Raw genomic sequence first — 16,829 nt, forward strand, 5'->3', positions numbered from 1 at the left:
GTCAACATTTCCTAAACAAAAAACGTGCAATAGTGTCGGTTCTTTATACAGCGACAGTCAACCAAAAAAAGCATTTGCGTGACCTGGATATTAATTTTTGCCTAGGAAGTTTTATTTCCGCCCGCCAATACCAGAGCCGGCCACACCAGCAACCAGGCAAAGCTTAGGGAAAACAGCAGGTCTTGCGGCCAATGCATGCCCAGCAGCAACCTCGATGCCATCACCAGCAGCGCCCAGGCCAGTACCAGGCTCATCGCCAGCCAAGCCCTGGCCTGCCACAGCAAAATGGCGCTAAACAGCGCCAGCATGGCCGCAAACTGGGTGTGCCCGGAGGGAAAGGCGTAGCCGCGCTCATGGCGCCAATGGCCTTTGAGCCAAGCAGGCACCGGGGCGGTGTCGATAAGGCGCTTTTGGGTGGCAATGCCGTCTTGGTAGAAATCGGTATCGTGGGTGTTATCCAGATACTGCACGTAGGGCCGGGCTTCCTTGAAGTGCCATTTCAGTAGCGCTTTTGCCCCCAGCCCTGCTAGCAGCGCCAGGCACAGGCAAAGGCCGTATCGGCCAAGCTCAGCCGGGCGCCAGCCGAGCCGCCGGTACAACAGCGCCAGCACCAGGGCGGTGGTGCCGATGGCAAAGGGCGCAGAACCGGTGAGGGTCAGCCAGTAAAGGGGCCTTAGCCAGGGTGAGGCGTCATCCACTTGCCAGTGCCAGCCGGACAGCCAGGTCAATATCGGCAATAGCGCCAGCAGCAGGGTCAACAACAGCAGCCTGGCAACAACGGGCATCTTGATCTCCTTGGTAACTGGCACTAACCTAGCGCCCCGCCCAAAAAGCGGGCAACAACCTTAACCCGGGTTCCCTCACCCCGATATCAAAAAGGTGCATCATGTTTATCCAAACCAAAGGCCAGGCCCTTGGCTGGCTGGCTGCCTTCCATATCCTGGTGATAACCGCCTCCAACTATCTGGTCCAAATCCCCTTTACCTTATGGGGCCTGCACACCACCTGGGGCGCTTTTACCTTCCCCTTTATCTTCCTGGCCACCGACTTGACGGTCAGATTGCTGGGGGCCGAGCTGGCCCGGCGGGTGATCTTCTGGGTGATGGTGCCGGCGCTTTTTGTCAGTTACGGGGTCAGCGTGCTGTTTCCCCAAGGCAGTTTCGCCGGCTTTGCCGAAGCGGGCGCCCTTAACCTCTTTGTGGCGCGCATTGCCCTGGCCTCGTTCCTGGCGTATGTGCTGGGCCAGGTGCTGGACGTGCAGGTGTTCAACCGGCTACGCCGCCACGGCCCTTGGTGGCTGGCCCCGGCCGCCTCGACAGTGCTGGGTAACCTTTTTGACACCCTGGTGTTCTTCTCGGCCGCCTTTTACCAGAGCAACGATCCCTTTATGGCCGCCCATTGGCTGCAAATCGCCTGGATGGATTACGGCTTCAAATTGCTGATCAGTCTGGCTTTTTTCCTGCCTCTTTACGGAGTGCTGTTAAATTGGCTGCTGCGGCTGAGCCAGCGGTCGCCAGCCACTGCCTGAGGGTGGGGGCTGGCATCGGTCGGGCGTAGAAATACCCCTGGCCGTACTCTACCCCTTTGGCCCGCAAAAACTGGGCCTGACGCTCGGTCTCTATGCCTTCGGCCAGTAACTCCATACCCAGGCGGTGGCCCAATTGGATAATGGCCTCCAGCACCGGCGCCTGCACCGAGCCGCTATCGAGGGCCGAGACAAAGCTTTTGTCGATTTTCAGATAATCCACCGGCAGCCGCTCCAGGTAGGCAAGGGAGCTGTGGCCGGTGCCGAAATCGTCTATGGCTATCTGAATACCGGCGGCGCGGCAGTCTTGCAGCTGCTTGAGCACCAATGGATCTTCACCGATAAGCTGGCGCTCGGTGAGCTCGGCCACCAGTTGGATATTGGCTGGCAGCCGCCCCTTGAGGGCCAGCAGATCGCGGGTCAGGGTGCCATCGTGCAGGTGCTCGGCCGCCAGGTTCACTCCTAGCTTGAACCTGCCCCCTTCCCATTGAGCCAGCTCCTTTTCAAGCAGGGTAAAGAGGTGCCGGGTCAGCTCGACGATTAGGCCGGTGTCTTCCGCCGCCCGGATAAAAATATCGGGAGCAATGAGGCCCTGCACCGGGTGGCGCCAGCGCATCAATACCTCGGCGCCGGTTACCGACAAGTCCTCCAAGGCCAGCACCGGCTGGTAGTGCAAGAAGAATTCGTTCCTTTCCATGGCCCTTTTCAGCTCGGCCTTCGGTCCTTCCCGGCGGTTTAAGGCAAAGTAGCAAAACAGCCCCAAGAGCCCAGCCACCAAAGCCGCCAGCAACCAGCGCCAGTGGCTGGCGCTGCTATGGCTGTGGCCATCACTGATCTGCACTTCAAACCCCTGGGGGCTTTTTATCCGCGCCAGGGCCGGCGCTAGGCTGGCGGCGTCCACCACCTGTTTTTGCAGGCCAAGCATGGCTTTGCTACCCACCACCAGCGCCACTTGATCGTTGGAGAACCGCGACGCCTGGCCCAGCAAGTCGTAAAAATACAGCCCTTCAATCACCACCAGCACGCCCCGGGACAAATCGGGTTCGCCGCGCCACAGCAGCAGTGCTGGGCGGTCTTGCACTATGGGGTTGCTGGCAACCAGGGTCAGGGGCTGATGGATAAGCTCCGGTGGTGCCCAAGTGGCCAGGCGGTTTTCGTCGAGGCGGCCAAGGAAGGAGTGGCAGACATGGTCGGGGTAAAAAACCGCGATGGAGCGGGTGTATTTTTCCAGGGCGGCCATCTTGGCCAGCTTGTCCTTGAGCTCACTACAGGGCAGGTGACGGAGTTTATCCAGCGCCAGCAACTGGCGGCGAGCTGGCAGCACCATGTCGTTGAACAGCTGCTCGGTGCGGCTGGCCGAGGCCATGGCCAGTTGGCGCTCGTCGGCCTTGCTAAGCTGACTCATCAGCCAGCCAAGGAGCAAAAAGGCAATCAGCGTGACAACCATGCTAAGTAATAAAGCACGGCGGCGGGTGGGAGAGCTCAGCACATTCAGCGGATTTGGCATCAGGCTCCCCCTTGGTCGCTAGCGTCTGGGCGCTATCCGATAAACGCAGCGCCGCCCTTCCAGCAACAAGTGCTCGATGCGGCTTACCTCCACGTCACTGCCCAGGCACTGGCTGAACAGGGCCAGTTCTGAGCGGCAGAACTGTTGGCACTGCTGGGCTGCGGTGCAGATGGGGCAGTGGTTTTCGATAAGCAGCCACTGCTCGCTGCCGTCCGCTTCAACTTCTGCCATGTAGCCCTCGGCAGTGCGCAACTCGGCCAGGCGCTGGATCTTGGCCTCAAGGCCGGACTCTGCCGCCAAGGCCTGCTGGTAAACCTGGCCCATCTGCTGCTCACGGTGGCTAATGAGGGCGTCGAGCCCCTGCTCGCCAAACACTGTTTTAACCCCCTCAATCAGGGTGAGAGTGAGGTCGGCATGGCGCTCGGGGAAACGGGCATGGCCTTCTTCGGTGAGGTACCAGACCCTGGCCGGGCGACCAATACTGCGTTTTTCCATGACGCTTTCCACCAAGCCTTGCTGCTCGGCCAGCAGCAGGTGTTGGCGGGCGCCCATGGCGGTCATTCCCAGGTCAGCCGCCAGCGCTTGGGCGGTCTGATCTCCCCGGGTTTTCAATAGGTAAAGGATGCGATTCATACTGGGCATGGGCTCATTATGCGGGTGAACACTCAAAAGACTCAACGACCTTGGCCCCTTGGCGAAAAACTCTGCAGCACCCTTGACAATTAAATGAGAACAATTATTATTTGAATCGCGTTCTCACTACGCACTGATGCAGTCCAGACGCTTTGGCAGCATCGCACGACATTGCTCACATTGCTTCCTATTGGAATACAGCCGGCCCTCAAGCCGGCTTCTTTTTTAGCTGTGACTCTCTGGCCAAGCCATGGCCAGGCAGCGGTCCCGCCCGGTTGCCTTAGCCCGGTAAAGCGCTTTATCGGCCAAGGCCAGCAGCTGCAGGCGCTCGGTGCCGTCGTGCTGCACCGGGTAACCGCAGGCAATGCCGATTGACACGCTGACATGAGGCCCCAGGGGCGAGTCGGGGTGCGCCAGTGCCGCCTGACGCACGGTGTCGAGCACCTTTTCCGCCAGCGATTGTGCTTCGGCAAGGTCTGAGCCCGGCAGAATAACGGCAAATTCCTCACCACCAAAGCGGGCCACCAGATCGCTGCTGCGCTGGATAGCCGCACTCAGCAACTGGGCGATGCGCTGCAAGCAGACGTCTCCTTTAAGGTGGCCGACAGCGTCGTTAAAGCGCTTGAAGTGATCCACATCCAGCATCATCACTCCTAGGGGCAACTGATGGCGAGCGCAGCGTTGCCATTCGTTGGCCAGCTCTTCATCAAACACCCGGCGGTTGGCGACTTGAGTCAAAGCATCGATACGCGACAGCTGCTCCAGCTGATGGTTGGCCGCCGACAATTCGCTGTTGCGCTCGGCCAGGGCCACATTCAGCTCCTGCACCCGCGCCTCGTTGTTGAGGGCTTCGGTGATGTCTTCACGCAAAATCAGCAGGTGGCTGCTGGCGTTATCGGGCTCCAGCACCGGTACCCGCAAGGTGCGAAACCAGCGCTCGCCTTTGACCGTGGGCAGCCTTTCCTCGCTGACCATGGTGCGCTCTTCGCCAGCCAAGGCTTGGCGGTCATCCCGGTTGAGGGAGGCCACCACCTCCGGCGGCCACAGGCTGGCATCATCCTGGCCTTCCAGCGCCTGGCGAGACTGGCCAAACAGCGTCTCGCAGGCCTTGTTGACCCTTTTAAAGCGCAGCCCCTTGGCCTCTTTTACCTGCAGACTCAGGGGCAGATTGTCCACCAGTGAATTCAAAAAGTGTTCGTTCTCCCGCAGCTGCTGGTTTACCGCCTGCAGCTCGCGGGTCCGCTTGGCTACCTCCTGGCCCACCAAGCTCGTTTGGCCTGTTACCAGCAGCACGGTGCTGCCAATCACCACCACCAGCAGCAGGCCCCCTATCAACATCAGGCCGAGGCCAGCCTGCACCACGTCAAGCACATAAGGCTGTTGATACTGAAAATCCAGGCGCCACAGCCGGCCACCCACCTGAACGCTGCGGTGGGCATGCAGGCCACCGCCCACTTCGGCCTGGCCCAGGATAAACTGGCGGGTGTTGTCATCCTGTACCGACAGCCGCAACGGGGCGTTGCGTATCGCCTCTTCGGTGGCGGCCAACAGCAGGCCGACATCCAACTTGGCAAACACCAGCCCCATCACCTTGCCGTCCTGTCCCATGGCGGCCCGGAACACCAAGCCGATGTTTTGCTCACCCACTTCGCCCATGGCCACCTTGCCGGAACGAATGGCCTGGGTCATGGCCATGGCGGCACCCTCCGAAGTGCCGGGCAGGAACCCCAGCACAGCGGCATTGCCCTGGCGCGGTTCGATATAGAGCACCGGGTAAATCACGCTGCTGCTGGCTTCCTGCAGCCAGTGACTGTCATCGGCCGGGGGCTGGATACGATAAGCCTTGCCAAGCTCCTGGCTGGCGCTGGCCTCGAACGCCGCTTTTTGGCTCACCTCCACCCTCGGCAACCAGCCAATGGCATTGATCGCCGGTAACTCGGCCAGCAGTTCGTCGGCCACCACCCGAAACTCCTCACGGGAGACATATTCAGAGCCGCGAAAGATCTGCATCAGGCCGGTAAGAGACTGCAGGTAGTGGTCGCAGCGGGCTTTAAGCGCCTCAGACAATACATCGGCCTGGCGATTAAGCTCGATGCTGACCTGCTTGACCCGGCTGTCCACCAATTGTTGTACGCCCCATATCAAGGCAGCACTGACCAGCACCATGGGAATGGAGGTCCAAAGCAGGCGGCCCAGCGCCGTCCCGTTGGCCCACAACAAACAGATAGGGGCGACCAAGGCGATGCCAAGGGCGTTGCCGGTCCAATTGATCACCAACGCCGGCAAGTTGCCATGGCTGGATGGCGCCGCACTCAGCAGCGTAACCAGCAGCTCGAGACTGGCCCCCACCGCAGCGCTGAGCAGTGCACCTCTGGCCATCAGCCGAAAGATCTCGCTACCAGACAGCAGTTGCCACTGGCGCTGAAAACCAAGTAGCCAAGCCCCCACCAGGCCCTGCGCCACAGCACAAAAGGCCAGCAGCACCGGCTCCCAGCCCTGCTGCAGGGCAGCCAAATGGGCCACTTGAAACTGGATCAACAAACCGCCGGCCAACACGCCAAGCCACATCCCCGGCCCCCACAGCAGTAGGGCGGCCAGAGCCACCCCGGCGGCAGGCCAGAACGGAGAAACGGCGTCGCCGGGCAGCGACAGGTAGGAACCTAGCAGGCCGGCGGCCCAATAAGCAAAAGTGACAATCAACAACCTTTGCAGGTAAGTCGTACTCAAGTCACTGTGCTCCTTGCATTTTTTAGGGCCAAGTAAGGTAGCTTAGCCTATGCCAGCGCCAAAACCTTGTGCACCAGCTTGTCGATGCCGCTTTTCGCTTCAAGAATGGAGCCGGCCAGCATGTAGGCGGGGGTAGATACCACTTTGTTTGCTTCATCGACACAGATCTCGTTAACAGCCCGCACCTGGTGCTCACCGCCCATGGCGTTGAAAGCATCGGCCGTGCTGGCGTCGTTACCCAGGGTGCCTTTTACGCCGGGGCCATATACCTTGGGCAACATGGCCGGAGCAATGCAGATGTAACCTGCGGCCTTACCGGCCTTGGCAAAATCCTGGCAGGCAGCCAACACATCACTCTGCACCTGGCAGTCGTCGCCCTCAAAAGCGAAATCGCTGAGGTTCTTGGCGGCACCGAAGCCACCGGGCAGGATAATCGCATCAAAATCGGCCACCTTGAGGCCCGCCAGATCCTGGATATTGCCACGGCAGATACGGGCCGCTTCCACCAGTACGTTGCGCTGCTCGGGCATTTCTTCGCCGGTGATGTGGTTGATCACATGATGCTGGGCCATGTTGGGCGCAAAGCACTGCACCTGGGCGCCAGCCTCGGCCAAGGCCAGTAGCGTCAGCACCGACTCGTAAATTTCGGCGCCATCAAAAACACCGCAACCGCTTAAAATAACAGCCACTTTTTTCATTTCAGCCTCCCTAGTCTCAGCTCGTATGGTAGCCACTTGACCGGATCACTGTCACTGATCGCAAAGTTTGCCAAATGCCTATTGCACATCTTTTGGGCAATGCTAGACTGGTCTCTTGTTGTGGTGCCAGCCATAACAAAAATGTGACTTGATGGAACGAGGTTATTCACAAGCAGGGAACGGCTATCCACACTTCCCCATCTCGTTCAAGTGCAAATTCCAGCCCAGCTGTGGCGGGCCTTTCCAAGCAGTACATTAAGCAGACACTTGCTTAGCAGGTGGCTGGTGTCGTGGTTATTCAACAGACTTATCCACAGATTTAGCTGCTGCCGAGCAAGGCCGGTTGATGGTGCCTTCACGTTCCCTCCATGGCGCCCCTATGGCATCCTTGGCGCAAACAAGGATCATCTGGACTCCATCATGGCAAGCATCCCTGAAAACCCCCTTATTCTGGTCGACGGCTCTTCTTATCTTTACCGCGCCTACTACGCGCCGCCGCACCTGACCAACTCCCAGGGCGAGCCCACCGGCGCCGTCTATGGCGTGGTCAACATGCTCAAAAGCCTGCTGCGCCAATTCAAGCCCAGTGAAATGGCGGTGGTATTTGACGCCAAGGGCAAAACCTTCCGCGATGAATTGTTCGAGCAGTACAAGGCCCACCGCCCGTCCATGCCCGATGACCTGCGCAGCCAGGTGGCTCCGCTGCATGCCTTGGTTAAGGCCATGGGGCTGCCGCTGATCATCATTGAAGGGGTCGAGGCGGACGATGTCATCGGCACCCTGGCCAAAAAAGCCTCGGCTGAAGGCCGCCACGTGCTGATCTCCACCGGCGACAAGGATATGGCGCAATTGGTGGACGACAAGGTGACCTTGATCAACACCATGACCGATACCGTGCTGGACCCGGCCGGGGTGGTGGACAAATTCGGGGTTGGCCCCGAACTCATCATCGATTTCCTGGCACTGATGGGCGACAAGGTAGACAACATTCCCGGCGTGCCCGGGGTTGGCGAGAAGACCGCTCTTGGCCTGTTGCAAGGCATTGGCGGCATGGACGCGCTCTATGAAAACCTCGACAAAATCGCCGAGCTGAGCTTTCGTGGCGCCAAGACCATGGCCAAAAAGCTCGAAGAAAACGAAGAGCAGGCGCGCCTTTCTTACCTGCTGGCCACCATCAAAACCGACGTGGATTTGAGCGAAGACCAGTTGGACTTGACCATCAAACCCGAAGACCGCGACGCCCTGGTGGAATGGTACGGCAAGATGGAGTTTCGCCGCTGGCTGGCCGACGTGCTGGACGGCAAGGCCCCAGAGCAGGCTGTTGCCCCGGCGGCCGAGCCCGAGGAACCCGTGGCCGACCCCGCCGGCATTGACCGCAGCAGCTACGAGTTGGTGAACACCGAGGCCGCCCTTGGTGCCTGGATAACCAAGCTGGAAAAGGCCGCGCTATTTGCCTTTGATACCGAAACCACCGCCCTGGATTACATGGTGGCCGATCTGGTGGGCTTTTCCGTGGCTCTGGCCGACGGCGAAGCGGCTTACATTCCCTTCGGCCACAGCCTGCTGGATGAAACTCCGCAGCTGGACCGCAGCCAGGTACTGGACGCCTTTCGCGCCCTGCTGGAGAGCGACGCGCATAAAAAGGTGGGCCAGAACCTCAAGTACGACATGAGCGTGCTGGCCAACCACGGCATTACCCTGCGCGGTATCGCCTTTGACACAATGCTCGAGAGCTACGTGTTCAACTCCGTGGCCGGCCGCCACGACATGGACAGCTTGTCTCTCAAGTATCTGTCTCACAAAGCCATCAGCTTTGAGGACATCGCCGGCAAAGGCGCCAAACAGCTGACCTTCGACCAGGTCGCCATCGCCGACGCCGCCGTGTACGCCGCCGAAGACGCCGATGTCACTTTCCGACTGCATCAGCATCTGTGGCCAAAGCTGGAACAGGACGCCAGCCTCAAATCGGTGCTCTGCGATATCGAGCTGCCGCTGGTGCCGGTGCTGTCGCGCATGGAGCGCAATGGGGTGCTGATCGACAAGACCCTGCTGGCCAAGCAAAGCGAAGAGCTGGCCGAGCGCATCGCCGCCCTTGAGCAGCAAGCCTTTGAAATAGCCGGTGAAGAGTTCAACCTCGGCAGCCCCAAGCAGCTACAGGCCATCCTCTTTGACAAAATGGGCATCAAACCGCTGAAAAAGACTCCGTCCGGGGTGCCGTCGGTGGCCGAAGAAGTACTTCAGGAACTGGCCCACGACTATCCGCTGCCCAAGGTGATCATCGAGTACCGGGGCCTGGCCAAGCTCAAATCCACCTACACCGACAAACTGCCGCTGCTGATCCACGACAAAACCGGCCGGGTCCACACCAGTTATCACCAGGCAGTCACCGCTACCGGCCGGCTCTCGTCCTCCGATCCGAACCTGCAAAACATCCCGGTTCGCACCGAAGAAGGGCGGCGGATCCGCCAGGCCTTTGTGGCCCCAAAAGGGCGGGTGCTGCTGGCCGCCGATTACAGCCAGATTGAGCTTCGTATCATGGCGCACCTGTCTAGCGATAAGGGCCTGTTAGATGCCTTTGCCCAAGGCAAGGATATTCACGCCGCTACCGCCGCCGAAGTGTTCGGAGTCGAGCTGGATACCGTAACCAGCGAGCAGCGCCGCCGCGCCAAGGCCATCAACTTTGGCCTTATCTACGGCATGTCGGCCTTTGGCCTGGCCCGCCAGCTCGATATTGGCCGCAATGAAGCCCAGGGCTACATGAACACCTACTTCGAGCGCTACCCCGGCGTGCTGGAGTACATGGAAAGCACCCGCCAAAAAGCCGAAGAAAAAGGCTATGTGGAAACCCTGTTTGGCCGCCGCCTCTATCTGCCAGAGATAAAAGCCCGCAACCAGGCCCGTAAAAAGGCCGCCGAGCGCGCCGCCATCAACGCGCCCATGCAGGGCACCGCCGCCGATATCATCAAAAAGGCCATGATCGCCGTCGACGCCTGGGTTACCCAGGAGGCCGCCGATAAGGTCAAACTGCTGATGCAGGTGCACGATGAACTGGTGCTGGAAGTGGACGCCGACTTTGCCGAGCAGGCTGGCGCCAAGGTAAGCCAGCTGATGCAGCAAGCCGCCGAGCTGAAGGTGCCGTTAGTGGTCGAACCAGGTATGGGTGCCACCTGGGATGAAGCTCACTAACTTACCTAAGGCTGTAATATTTTTACTGATTACTGAGAAAGCAGCTCAATAACCCGGTTAAAATTTTCATATATGGCGCAAAGATGAAAATTAACTACAAAAAGTGCTTTTAATCTGAACAGGGGATCGCTACACTGCGTGGCGTAGGGTACAGAAGGCCCCTTCTTAGTAACGGGTCTTTGTTTCACGTAGTGGATTTGGCTACATAAGCCGCCTCGCTCAAACGAGCGGGGCGTTTTTTTTGCCTGGCGCCCAAAAAACTTTCACGGAAACAGGCCCCGTCTTTACTGGCCTGTAGCGGTATAAACCCGGTTGGATGAATTTTTTTAGAGCAAATACTTCAAATCGGCGAAAAAGTGTTGTACCTTGAAGTTGCTGCATAACCTCAATGCTTGTTCTGCAAGCTTGTGGTGATTTTCTGCTGACATATTAGCTTCTCCCCCAATAAGCTAATATTTCTCTCCGGTGGTCTCGACCACCGGTTTTTTTTGCTTTTTTTCCGGCCACAAAAAAGGCCCCGAAGGGCCCTTTCTCGTTATTACTCTTCGTGTTGCGGCTCGTCTTCCGCTTCCGGGTCGGCATCCACCTGGCTCAGCCAGCCGGCCAGATGACGGCGCACCTCGGTGATGCCCAAGCCCTTGAGCACAGACAGCGCCATCACCGTTACATCCCCCCCAAACGCCAGAGCTGCTTCCTTACATTGCAGTACGGTAGCCTTGCGGGCACCGCTTTTGAGCTTGTCGGCCTTGGTGAGAATCGCCAGCACCGGCAGGCCAGACTCCACCGCCCAGAAGATGAGATCCTGGTCGATGTCCTTGAAGGGATGGCGGATATCCATCAGTACTACCAGGCCACAGAGGGATTCGCGCTTTTCCAAGTACTCGGTCAGGCTCGCCTGCCACTTTTCCTTCATTTCCAGCGGCACCTTGGCAAAACCGTAGCCGGGTAAATCCACCAGGCAATGGCGCGGGTCGGCCAGGCTAAACAGGTTGATAAGCTGGGTACGGCCCGGGGTTTTGGAGGTTCTGGCCAGCTGCTTTTGCCCGGTAATGGCATTCAGGGCACTGGATTTACCGGCGTTGGAGCGCCCGGCAAAGGCTATTTCCACCCCTTCATTACGGGGCAGGTGGCGAATATCAGGCGCAGAGGTGATAAATCTGGCTTGGCGAAAGTCGATTTCAGGGATTGGATTCATCAGTACTCCGGCGCCCGGCCATCAAGACAGGCGGTAAATATTGTGTACACTTACGGGCAACTCTGGTTGTTGTATCAGAGGCTTAGCAGCAGGGCCGGGTTCGTTATCACGAGCCTTGGGCCAATGGCCAGAATTCTAACATGGCAGAGCCACAAAAGGCTGCACGGTGTGCATCTGCCAACACCGCGAATGTGGACAGTATGAAAAAACTCCTCGTTGCCGCTTTGATGCTTGGTGGCCTCTCGGGCACCGCGACCGCCGACGGCGATGCCAAGGCTGGACAAACCAAATCTGCCGTTTGTGGCGCCTGCCACGGTGTGGATGGCAACAGCCCGGTTGCCATGTACCCACGGCTGGCCGGCCAACATGCCAGCTACATGATCAAGGAATTGGCCGATCTCAAACTCGGCCTGACCTCAGGGGGCAAGGAAGGCCGTTATGACCCGGTGATGAGCGCCATGGCTGCGTCGCTGTCGCCCCAAGATATGGCCGACATCTCTGCCTATTTTGAAAGCCAGAAGCCGGTGCAGGGCAAAACCCCAAAAGCCGACGTGACCCAAGGCCGCCAGTTGTATATGGGCGGCGATCTGGCCCGAGGCATCACCGCCTGCACCGCCTGCCACGGCCCCGATGGCAACGGCCTTGGCCTTGCTAAATATCCCGATATTTCAGGGCAATACCCTGAATACATCAAAGCGCAGCTGGAAAAGTTCCGGGCTGGGCAGCGTCAAAATGACCCCAACCACGTGATGCGGGATGTTGCAGCCAAGTTGACGGATAATGACATCCAACTGTTGGCAAATTACCTCGCAGGGCTCCATTAAGGCATTTGCGATCGGATGAAAAGCCAACCTTCGGTGACGTTTCCGATAACTGTGATCCAGTACGAAATTTTGGCAATGCTTTAACAATATGCCTATTTCAAGGGTTGAACCCCCAGGGTGCTGGGAGTAACTTCAACCGCGTCGCAAGGTTTGCAGGGTTGCCCACGGCACGGGCGCCCAAGCGAAGGAAACGGTAATAAGGTCAGGATGGCCAGCATCGACAAACCTGTGGGAAAAGCGCTAATCAACCGAGAAAAAGGGGTAAGGCGACCATGAAGGTCCCAAGCCTCCAGGGATGACAGAGAAAGCGCCAGGAGCGGCGTAAAAATAATAATCATGCAAGGAAAGCTGGAAACAAAAAGATGGAAGCCCGTTAGACCGAAAAATAACAATAGCGGTCAAACACGATGGGAAAGGTGTCAATATTAGGCACAAGGGATAAGGCGATAGCATGAGCATCGCCTTTTTCTTTATTCCGCACTCCCGTAAAATACCCCCATGCACTCATGCCCCCTCTGCCAAAGCCCGGTTACCGACTTCCATAGTGACGCCAAGCGCCGATATTTTCGCTGTGGCGATTGCGCGCTGGTGTCTGCCGATCCGGCCAGCCATCTTGATGCGGCAGGGGAAAAGGCACTGTATGACATTCACGACAACCAGCCTGATGACCCCGGCTACCGCCGGTTCTTATCAAGACTGGTGTCGCCGCTGCTGGCCAAGGTGGCAGTAGGCAGCGGTGGGCTAGATTTTGGCTGTGGCCCCGGCCCTGCCCTGGCAGCCATGCTGCGCGAAGCGGGCATGACCATGGCGCTGTACGATCCGTTTTACGCCAATCACCCAGAACCGCTAACGAGGCAATATGACTTTGTCACCTGCACCGAGGTGGTGGAGCACTTTAATCACCCGGCCCAAAGCTGGGAAACCCTGGCTGGCCTGGTTAAACCCGGCGGCTGGCTTGGGGTGATGACCAAACTGGTGATCAATCAACAACGTTTTGCCAACTGGCATTACAAAAATGACCCCACCCACGTGAGCTTCCACAGTGAAGCCACCTTTGCCTGGCTGGCCAAGCGTTTTGGCTTTACCTGGCAGCGGGTGGATAACGATGTGTTGCTGCTGCAAAAAAGGTAGGCACAGATGACCCGAATGAAAAAAACACGGGCCCCAGGTAAGTCGGGCGCCTCCAAGAAAGTCGATACCGGCAACACCCAGCTCAGCACCGCCAAAGGCAAAAAGCACAAGGTGGGTAATAAGTCTGGCAGTCGCCATGGGTATGCCACAGCGACAGGTGGCAGCTCTAATGCCAAAGGCCAGAACAAAGACAAACGCATCGGCTCTACCAAGCCGGTGGCGCTGGTCAGCCCCAAGGCCGCTGAGCCGCCTAAGGCCAAAGCCAAGCCGCAGCAGCAAAAGCCTGAGCTGGACCAAGCCGCCAAAGCGGCCCTGCTGGAGAGCCTGGAGAACGACGAGCGGCTCAACACCCTGCTGGACATGCTCGACGAGGGCGAAGAGATCAGCAGCGAAGACGAAAGTTACGTCGAGCAGACCACCGCCAAAATCGAGAAGCTGATGGCGGAGCTTGGTATCGTCGATGACGACGACGAGCTGATGGACGACATCGACTGGGATGACGAGGAGCAACCGGTATGAGTTTTTGGGCCATAGCAGCCCTGGTGGGCACCCTGGTGGTGATTGGCCTGGCGTTCTACGCCGGCAAGCTGCTGTTTATGCTCAAAGCCCAAAAACAAAAAGAAGAGGCGTTCCTGGCCGAGCACAACGAGAAGCTGCTCAAAAGCATCCGCATCATCGCCGCCTCCATGCTCGAAGAGCAATGCGACTTCTCCGAAGGCGCCATCCGCATTAGAGTGCTGACCGACCACCTGCTGCCCTATAAGTCTTACCAGGAGCAGTTCCCGGCACTCTTTGACCTCTACGACAGGGTCAAGGACATGCCTACCCATGAAGCCCGCAACAACATGGACAAAAAAGAGCGCCGCCAGCAGGACCGCCAACGGGAAGCCTGGGAGCGAGAGCTGGCCGCTGCTATCAAGGAAGAAGCCCGGGTGCTCAAAAACCTGACTCATTGAGTCAGATCAAGCCGACTCCGACCCGAGGGCGCCATACTGGCGCCCTCTTTACTGTGAGGAGTCGTCCATGCAATTCGATCCTGCCCTTATCCGCCGTTACGATATGGCCGCTCCCCGCTACACCTCCTACCCCACGGCGCTCAGTTTTGATGGCGCGGTGCGGGGCGATCAGTGGCGCGCCGCCATCCAGGCCGCCCCCTCGCGCAAGCTCAGCCTCTATGTGCACATCCCGTTCTGCCGGGAGATGTGCTACTACTGCGGCTGCAACAAGATAGTCACCCGCCACAGCCACAAGGCCGATATCTACCTCGACCACCTGGCAAAAGAAATTGCCTACCAGGCCGAGTTGTTTGGCCCCTTTACCGTGCATCACCTGCACCTGGGGGGCGGCACGCCGACCTTCTTGAGCCAGCAGCAGATGCGCCGGCTGATTGGCCTGTTAAAAGGCCACTTCCACTTTGCCGACGACTTTATCGGCGCCATCGAAATAGACCCAAGGGCGCTGGAAGTGGACGACCTTACTTGGCTGGCAGAGCTCGGCTTTAGCCGCCTGTCCATGGGCGCACAAGACTTTGACCCCAAAGTGCAGGCGGCCATCAACCGCATCCAAAGCACCGAGAAAATCGCCGCCATCATGGCCCGCGCCCGCACCTTGGGCTTTAGCTCCATCAATCTGGATTTCATCTACGGCCTGCCCCACCAGAACGCCCAGTCCTTCGGCCACACCCTGAACCATGCCCTAGCCCTGGCGCCAGACCGCTTCTCCATCTTCAACTACGCGCACCTGCCCGAGCGCTTCCCGGCCCAGCGCCGCATCAAAGAAGACACCATGCCCGGGCCACAGGAGAAGCTGCGCATGCAGGGGGTGACCATCGAAACCCTCACCAACGCCGGCTACCACTTTATCGGCATGGACCACTTCGCCAAGGCCGGTGACGAGCTGGCTCTGGCCCAGCAGCAGGGTCGGCTGCACCGTAACTTCCAGGGCTATACCACCGACGGCGACTGCGAGTTGCTGGCCCTGGGGGCCTCTGCCATCAGCAAGGTGGGGGGGCTTTACGTGCAGAACGAGAAGAGCATCAAGGATTACCAAGACGCCACCGCCAGTCAGGGCCATGCCCGGGCCAAGGGTTACCAGATGAGCGAGGACGACCACATTCGCGCCGCTGCCATTCACAACCTGCTGTGCCATTTTAGGCTCGACTGGGCAGCCCTTGATGCCCGCTTCGGTATCGACAGCAGGCATTATTTTAGTGATGACTGCGCGCTGCTGGCGCCCTTTATCAGCGATGGCTTGGTGGAAGTAGACGAACAGGGCCTAGGGGTAACCGAGCAAGGCCGGCTGCTGGTGCGCACCATTGCCACCGCCTTTGATGTTCACCTTCGCAAGACGGTGCAGCAGCACCGCTTTTCTCGGGTGATATAAAGAAGGGGCCAACCGGCCCCTTCTTTATTTAGCGGCGATAAGCGCCTTTTTCTCGGCTTCGCTCAAAAAGCTCATGGCCAGGCCATGGCGCTGGCAAGCCTGTATTTGCTCAAGGCTCAAGCCCGCTTTAGGGGCCGCCACCTCATACTCGTGATCCAATTCCACGGCGCTGACCCCAGGGTCATCGGTGTTCAGGCTGACCTTGATGCCGCTCGCCAGGAAGGTGGTAATGGGGTGCACCGCGTAGCTTGCCACGGTGGAGGTGTGGATGTTGGACGTCAGGCAAGACTCGATACCAATATGGTGCTCGGCAAGATAGGCCAGCAATTTCGGGTCTTCTACCGCTTTCACGCCATGGCCGATGCGCACTGCGCCAAGCTCCCGGATGGCGTGCCACACCGACTCCGGCCCCGCCGCTTCACCGGCGTGAACCGTGACCTTGAGCCCGGCATCTTGCACCTGGCGAAAGTGCGGCTCATAAAGGGGGCCAGGAAAACCCAGCTCGTCACCGGCCAAGTCCACCGCCACCAGCTGGTCGCGGTGGGCCAAAATAGCGTCTAATTCGCGCTGGCACTGCGCGGTGCCGAAGGTGCGGCTCATAATGCCAATCAGGTTGGTTTTAACGCCAAAGTCGCGGCTGCCGGCTGCAACGCCAGCGGCTACTGCCTCTACCACCGCGTTGGGGTCGAGGTTATGGCTCATGGCCATATACCAGGGGCTAAAGCGTAGCTCGGTGTAGTCAATGCCCACCTTGGCGGCGTCTTCGACGTTCTCGTAAGCCACCCGGTAGCAGGCATCCACATCGCCCAGCACCTTGACCATCCAGTCCAGCTTGGCCAAAAAGGCCACCAGGCTCGGCTCGTTTTCAATCACATGCACATACGGCTTCATGCCCGCTTCGTCCTGGGCGGGCAACGGCACGTTAAAACGCCTGGCCAACTCCACTATGGTGCCAAGGCGGACGTTGCCATCCAGGTGCCGGTGGATATCCACCAGAGGAAAAGTCTTATCAATCATCACG

At 58.8% G+C, this 16,829-nt stretch carries 14 protein-coding genes; 7 read left to right on the forward strand and 7 right to left on the reverse strand.

From position 1 onward, the window contains the following. Positions 1–101: 101 nt before the first annotated feature. Positions 102–785 carry a phosphatase PAP2 family protein gene (locus tag EDC28_RS13815; RefSeq protein ID WP_123422000.1) on the reverse strand — a complete coding sequence of 228 codons (684 nt, stop codon included), beginning with the start codon at positions 783–785 and terminating at the stop codon, positions 102–104. A gap of 101 nt (positions 786–886) precedes the next feature. Between EDC28_RS13815 and EDC28_RS13820 the strand changes: the two genes are divergently transcribed. Continuing rightward, positions 887–1,528, forward strand: a complete 642-nt coding sequence (locus EDC28_RS13820) for a 7-cyano-7-deazaguanine/7-aminomethyl-7-deazaguanine transporter (protein WP_050659576.1) — start codon at positions 887–889, stop codon at positions 1,526–1,528. Here the strand turns inward: EDC28_RS13820 and EDC28_RS13825 are convergent. The 4 genes from EDC28_RS13825 to elbB all read right to left on the reverse strand — a co-directional run bounded on the left by EDC28_RS13825 (position 1,443) and on the right by elbB (position 7,090). Continuing rightward, positions 1,443–3,032: an EAL domain-containing protein gene (locus EDC28_RS13825; protein ID WP_123422001.1), complete on the reverse strand. Its 1,590-nt coding sequence runs from the start codon at positions 3,030–3,032 to the stop codon at positions 1,443–1,445. The genes EDC28_RS13820 and EDC28_RS13825 overlap by 86 nt on opposite strands. 18 nt (positions 3,033–3,050) lie before the next feature. Further along, a complete protein-coding gene (locus EDC28_RS13830) occupies positions 3,051–3,665 on the reverse strand; it encodes a helix-turn-helix transcriptional regulator (RefSeq protein ID WP_336391539.1) in 615 nt (204 codons plus the stop codon). 225 nt (positions 3,666–3,890) lie between these two features. Further along, a complete protein-coding gene (locus EDC28_RS13835) occupies positions 3,891–6,392 on the reverse strand; it encodes a diguanylate cyclase domain-containing protein (protein WP_123422002.1) in 2,502 nt (833 codons plus the stop codon). A gap of 47 nt (positions 6,393–6,439) precedes the next feature. Next, positions 6,440–7,090 (reverse strand): isoprenoid biosynthesis glyoxalase ElbB, encoded by a 651-nt coding sequence (gene elbB / locus EDC28_RS13840; protein WP_123422003.1) that lies wholly within the window; start codon positions 7,088–7,090, stop codon positions 6,440–6,442. A 420-nt stretch (positions 7,091–7,510) separates the two neighbouring features. Here elbB and polA point away from each other — a divergent pair, with 420 nt between their 5' ends. Beyond that, positions 7,511–10,276, forward strand: coding sequence for a DNA polymerase I (gene polA, locus EDC28_RS13845; RefSeq protein ID WP_123422004.1), 2,766 nt, complete (start codon positions 7,511–7,513; stop codon positions 10,274–10,276). A 538-nt stretch (positions 10,277–10,814) separates the two neighbouring features. On the opposite strand, the gene yihA is transcribed toward polA, so the two are convergent. Next, on the reverse strand, positions 10,815–11,471 hold the full coding sequence (yihA, locus tag EDC28_RS13850) for a ribosome biogenesis GTP-binding protein YihA/YsxC (protein WP_050659570.1): 657 nt from the start codon (positions 11,469–11,471) through the stop codon (positions 10,815–10,817). A 200-nt stretch (positions 11,472–11,671) separates the two neighbouring features. On the opposite strand from yihA, the gene EDC28_RS13855 reads away from it, so the two are divergent. The 5 genes from EDC28_RS13855 to hemN all read left to right on the forward strand — a co-directional run bounded on the left by EDC28_RS13855 (position 11,672) and on the right by hemN (position 15,808). Further along, entirely contained in the window at positions 11,672–12,295 is a 624-nt protein-coding gene (locus tag EDC28_RS13855; protein ID WP_050659569.1) for a c-type cytochrome, read from the forward strand. A 498-nt stretch (positions 12,296–12,793) separates the two neighbouring features. After that, the gene (locus EDC28_RS13860) at positions 12,794–13,426 is read left to right on the forward strand and encodes a class I SAM-dependent methyltransferase (protein WP_050659568.1); all 633 of its coding nucleotides are present in this window, start codon (positions 12,794–12,796) and stop codon (positions 13,424–13,426) included. Positions 13,427–13,441: 15 nt separating this feature from the next. Further along, positions 13,442–13,945: a Der GTPase-activating protein YihI gene (gene yihI, locus EDC28_RS13865; protein WP_170164131.1), complete on the forward strand. Its 504-nt coding sequence runs from the start codon at positions 13,442–13,444 to the stop codon at positions 13,943–13,945. Next, positions 13,942–14,382: a DUF2489 domain-containing protein gene (locus EDC28_RS13870; protein WP_050659566.1), complete on the forward strand. Its 441-nt coding sequence runs from the start codon at positions 13,942–13,944 to the stop codon at positions 14,380–14,382. The genes yihI and EDC28_RS13870 overlap by 4 nt, the downstream gene beginning before the upstream one ends. A 67-nt stretch (positions 14,383–14,449) precedes the next feature. After that, positions 14,450–15,808 carry an oxygen-independent coproporphyrinogen III oxidase gene (hemN, locus tag EDC28_RS13875; RefSeq protein ID WP_123422006.1) on the forward strand — a complete coding sequence of 453 codons (1,359 nt, stop codon included), beginning with the start codon at positions 14,450–14,452 and terminating at the stop codon, positions 15,806–15,808. A 24-nt stretch (positions 15,809–15,832) separates the two neighbouring features. Here the strand turns inward: hemN and add are convergent, their stop codons facing one another. Continuing rightward, positions 15,833–16,825 (reverse strand): adenosine deaminase, encoded by a 993-nt coding sequence (gene add / locus EDC28_RS13880; protein WP_123422007.1) that lies wholly within the window; start codon positions 16,823–16,825, stop codon positions 15,833–15,835. Positions 16,826–16,829 lie beyond the last annotated feature (4 nt).

Source organism: Gallaecimonas pentaromativorans (assembly GCF_003751625.1).
In the GTDB taxonomy this organism is placed as follows: domain Bacteria; phylum Pseudomonadota; class Gammaproteobacteria; order Enterobacterales; family Gallaecimonadaceae; genus Gallaecimonas; species Gallaecimonas pentaromativorans.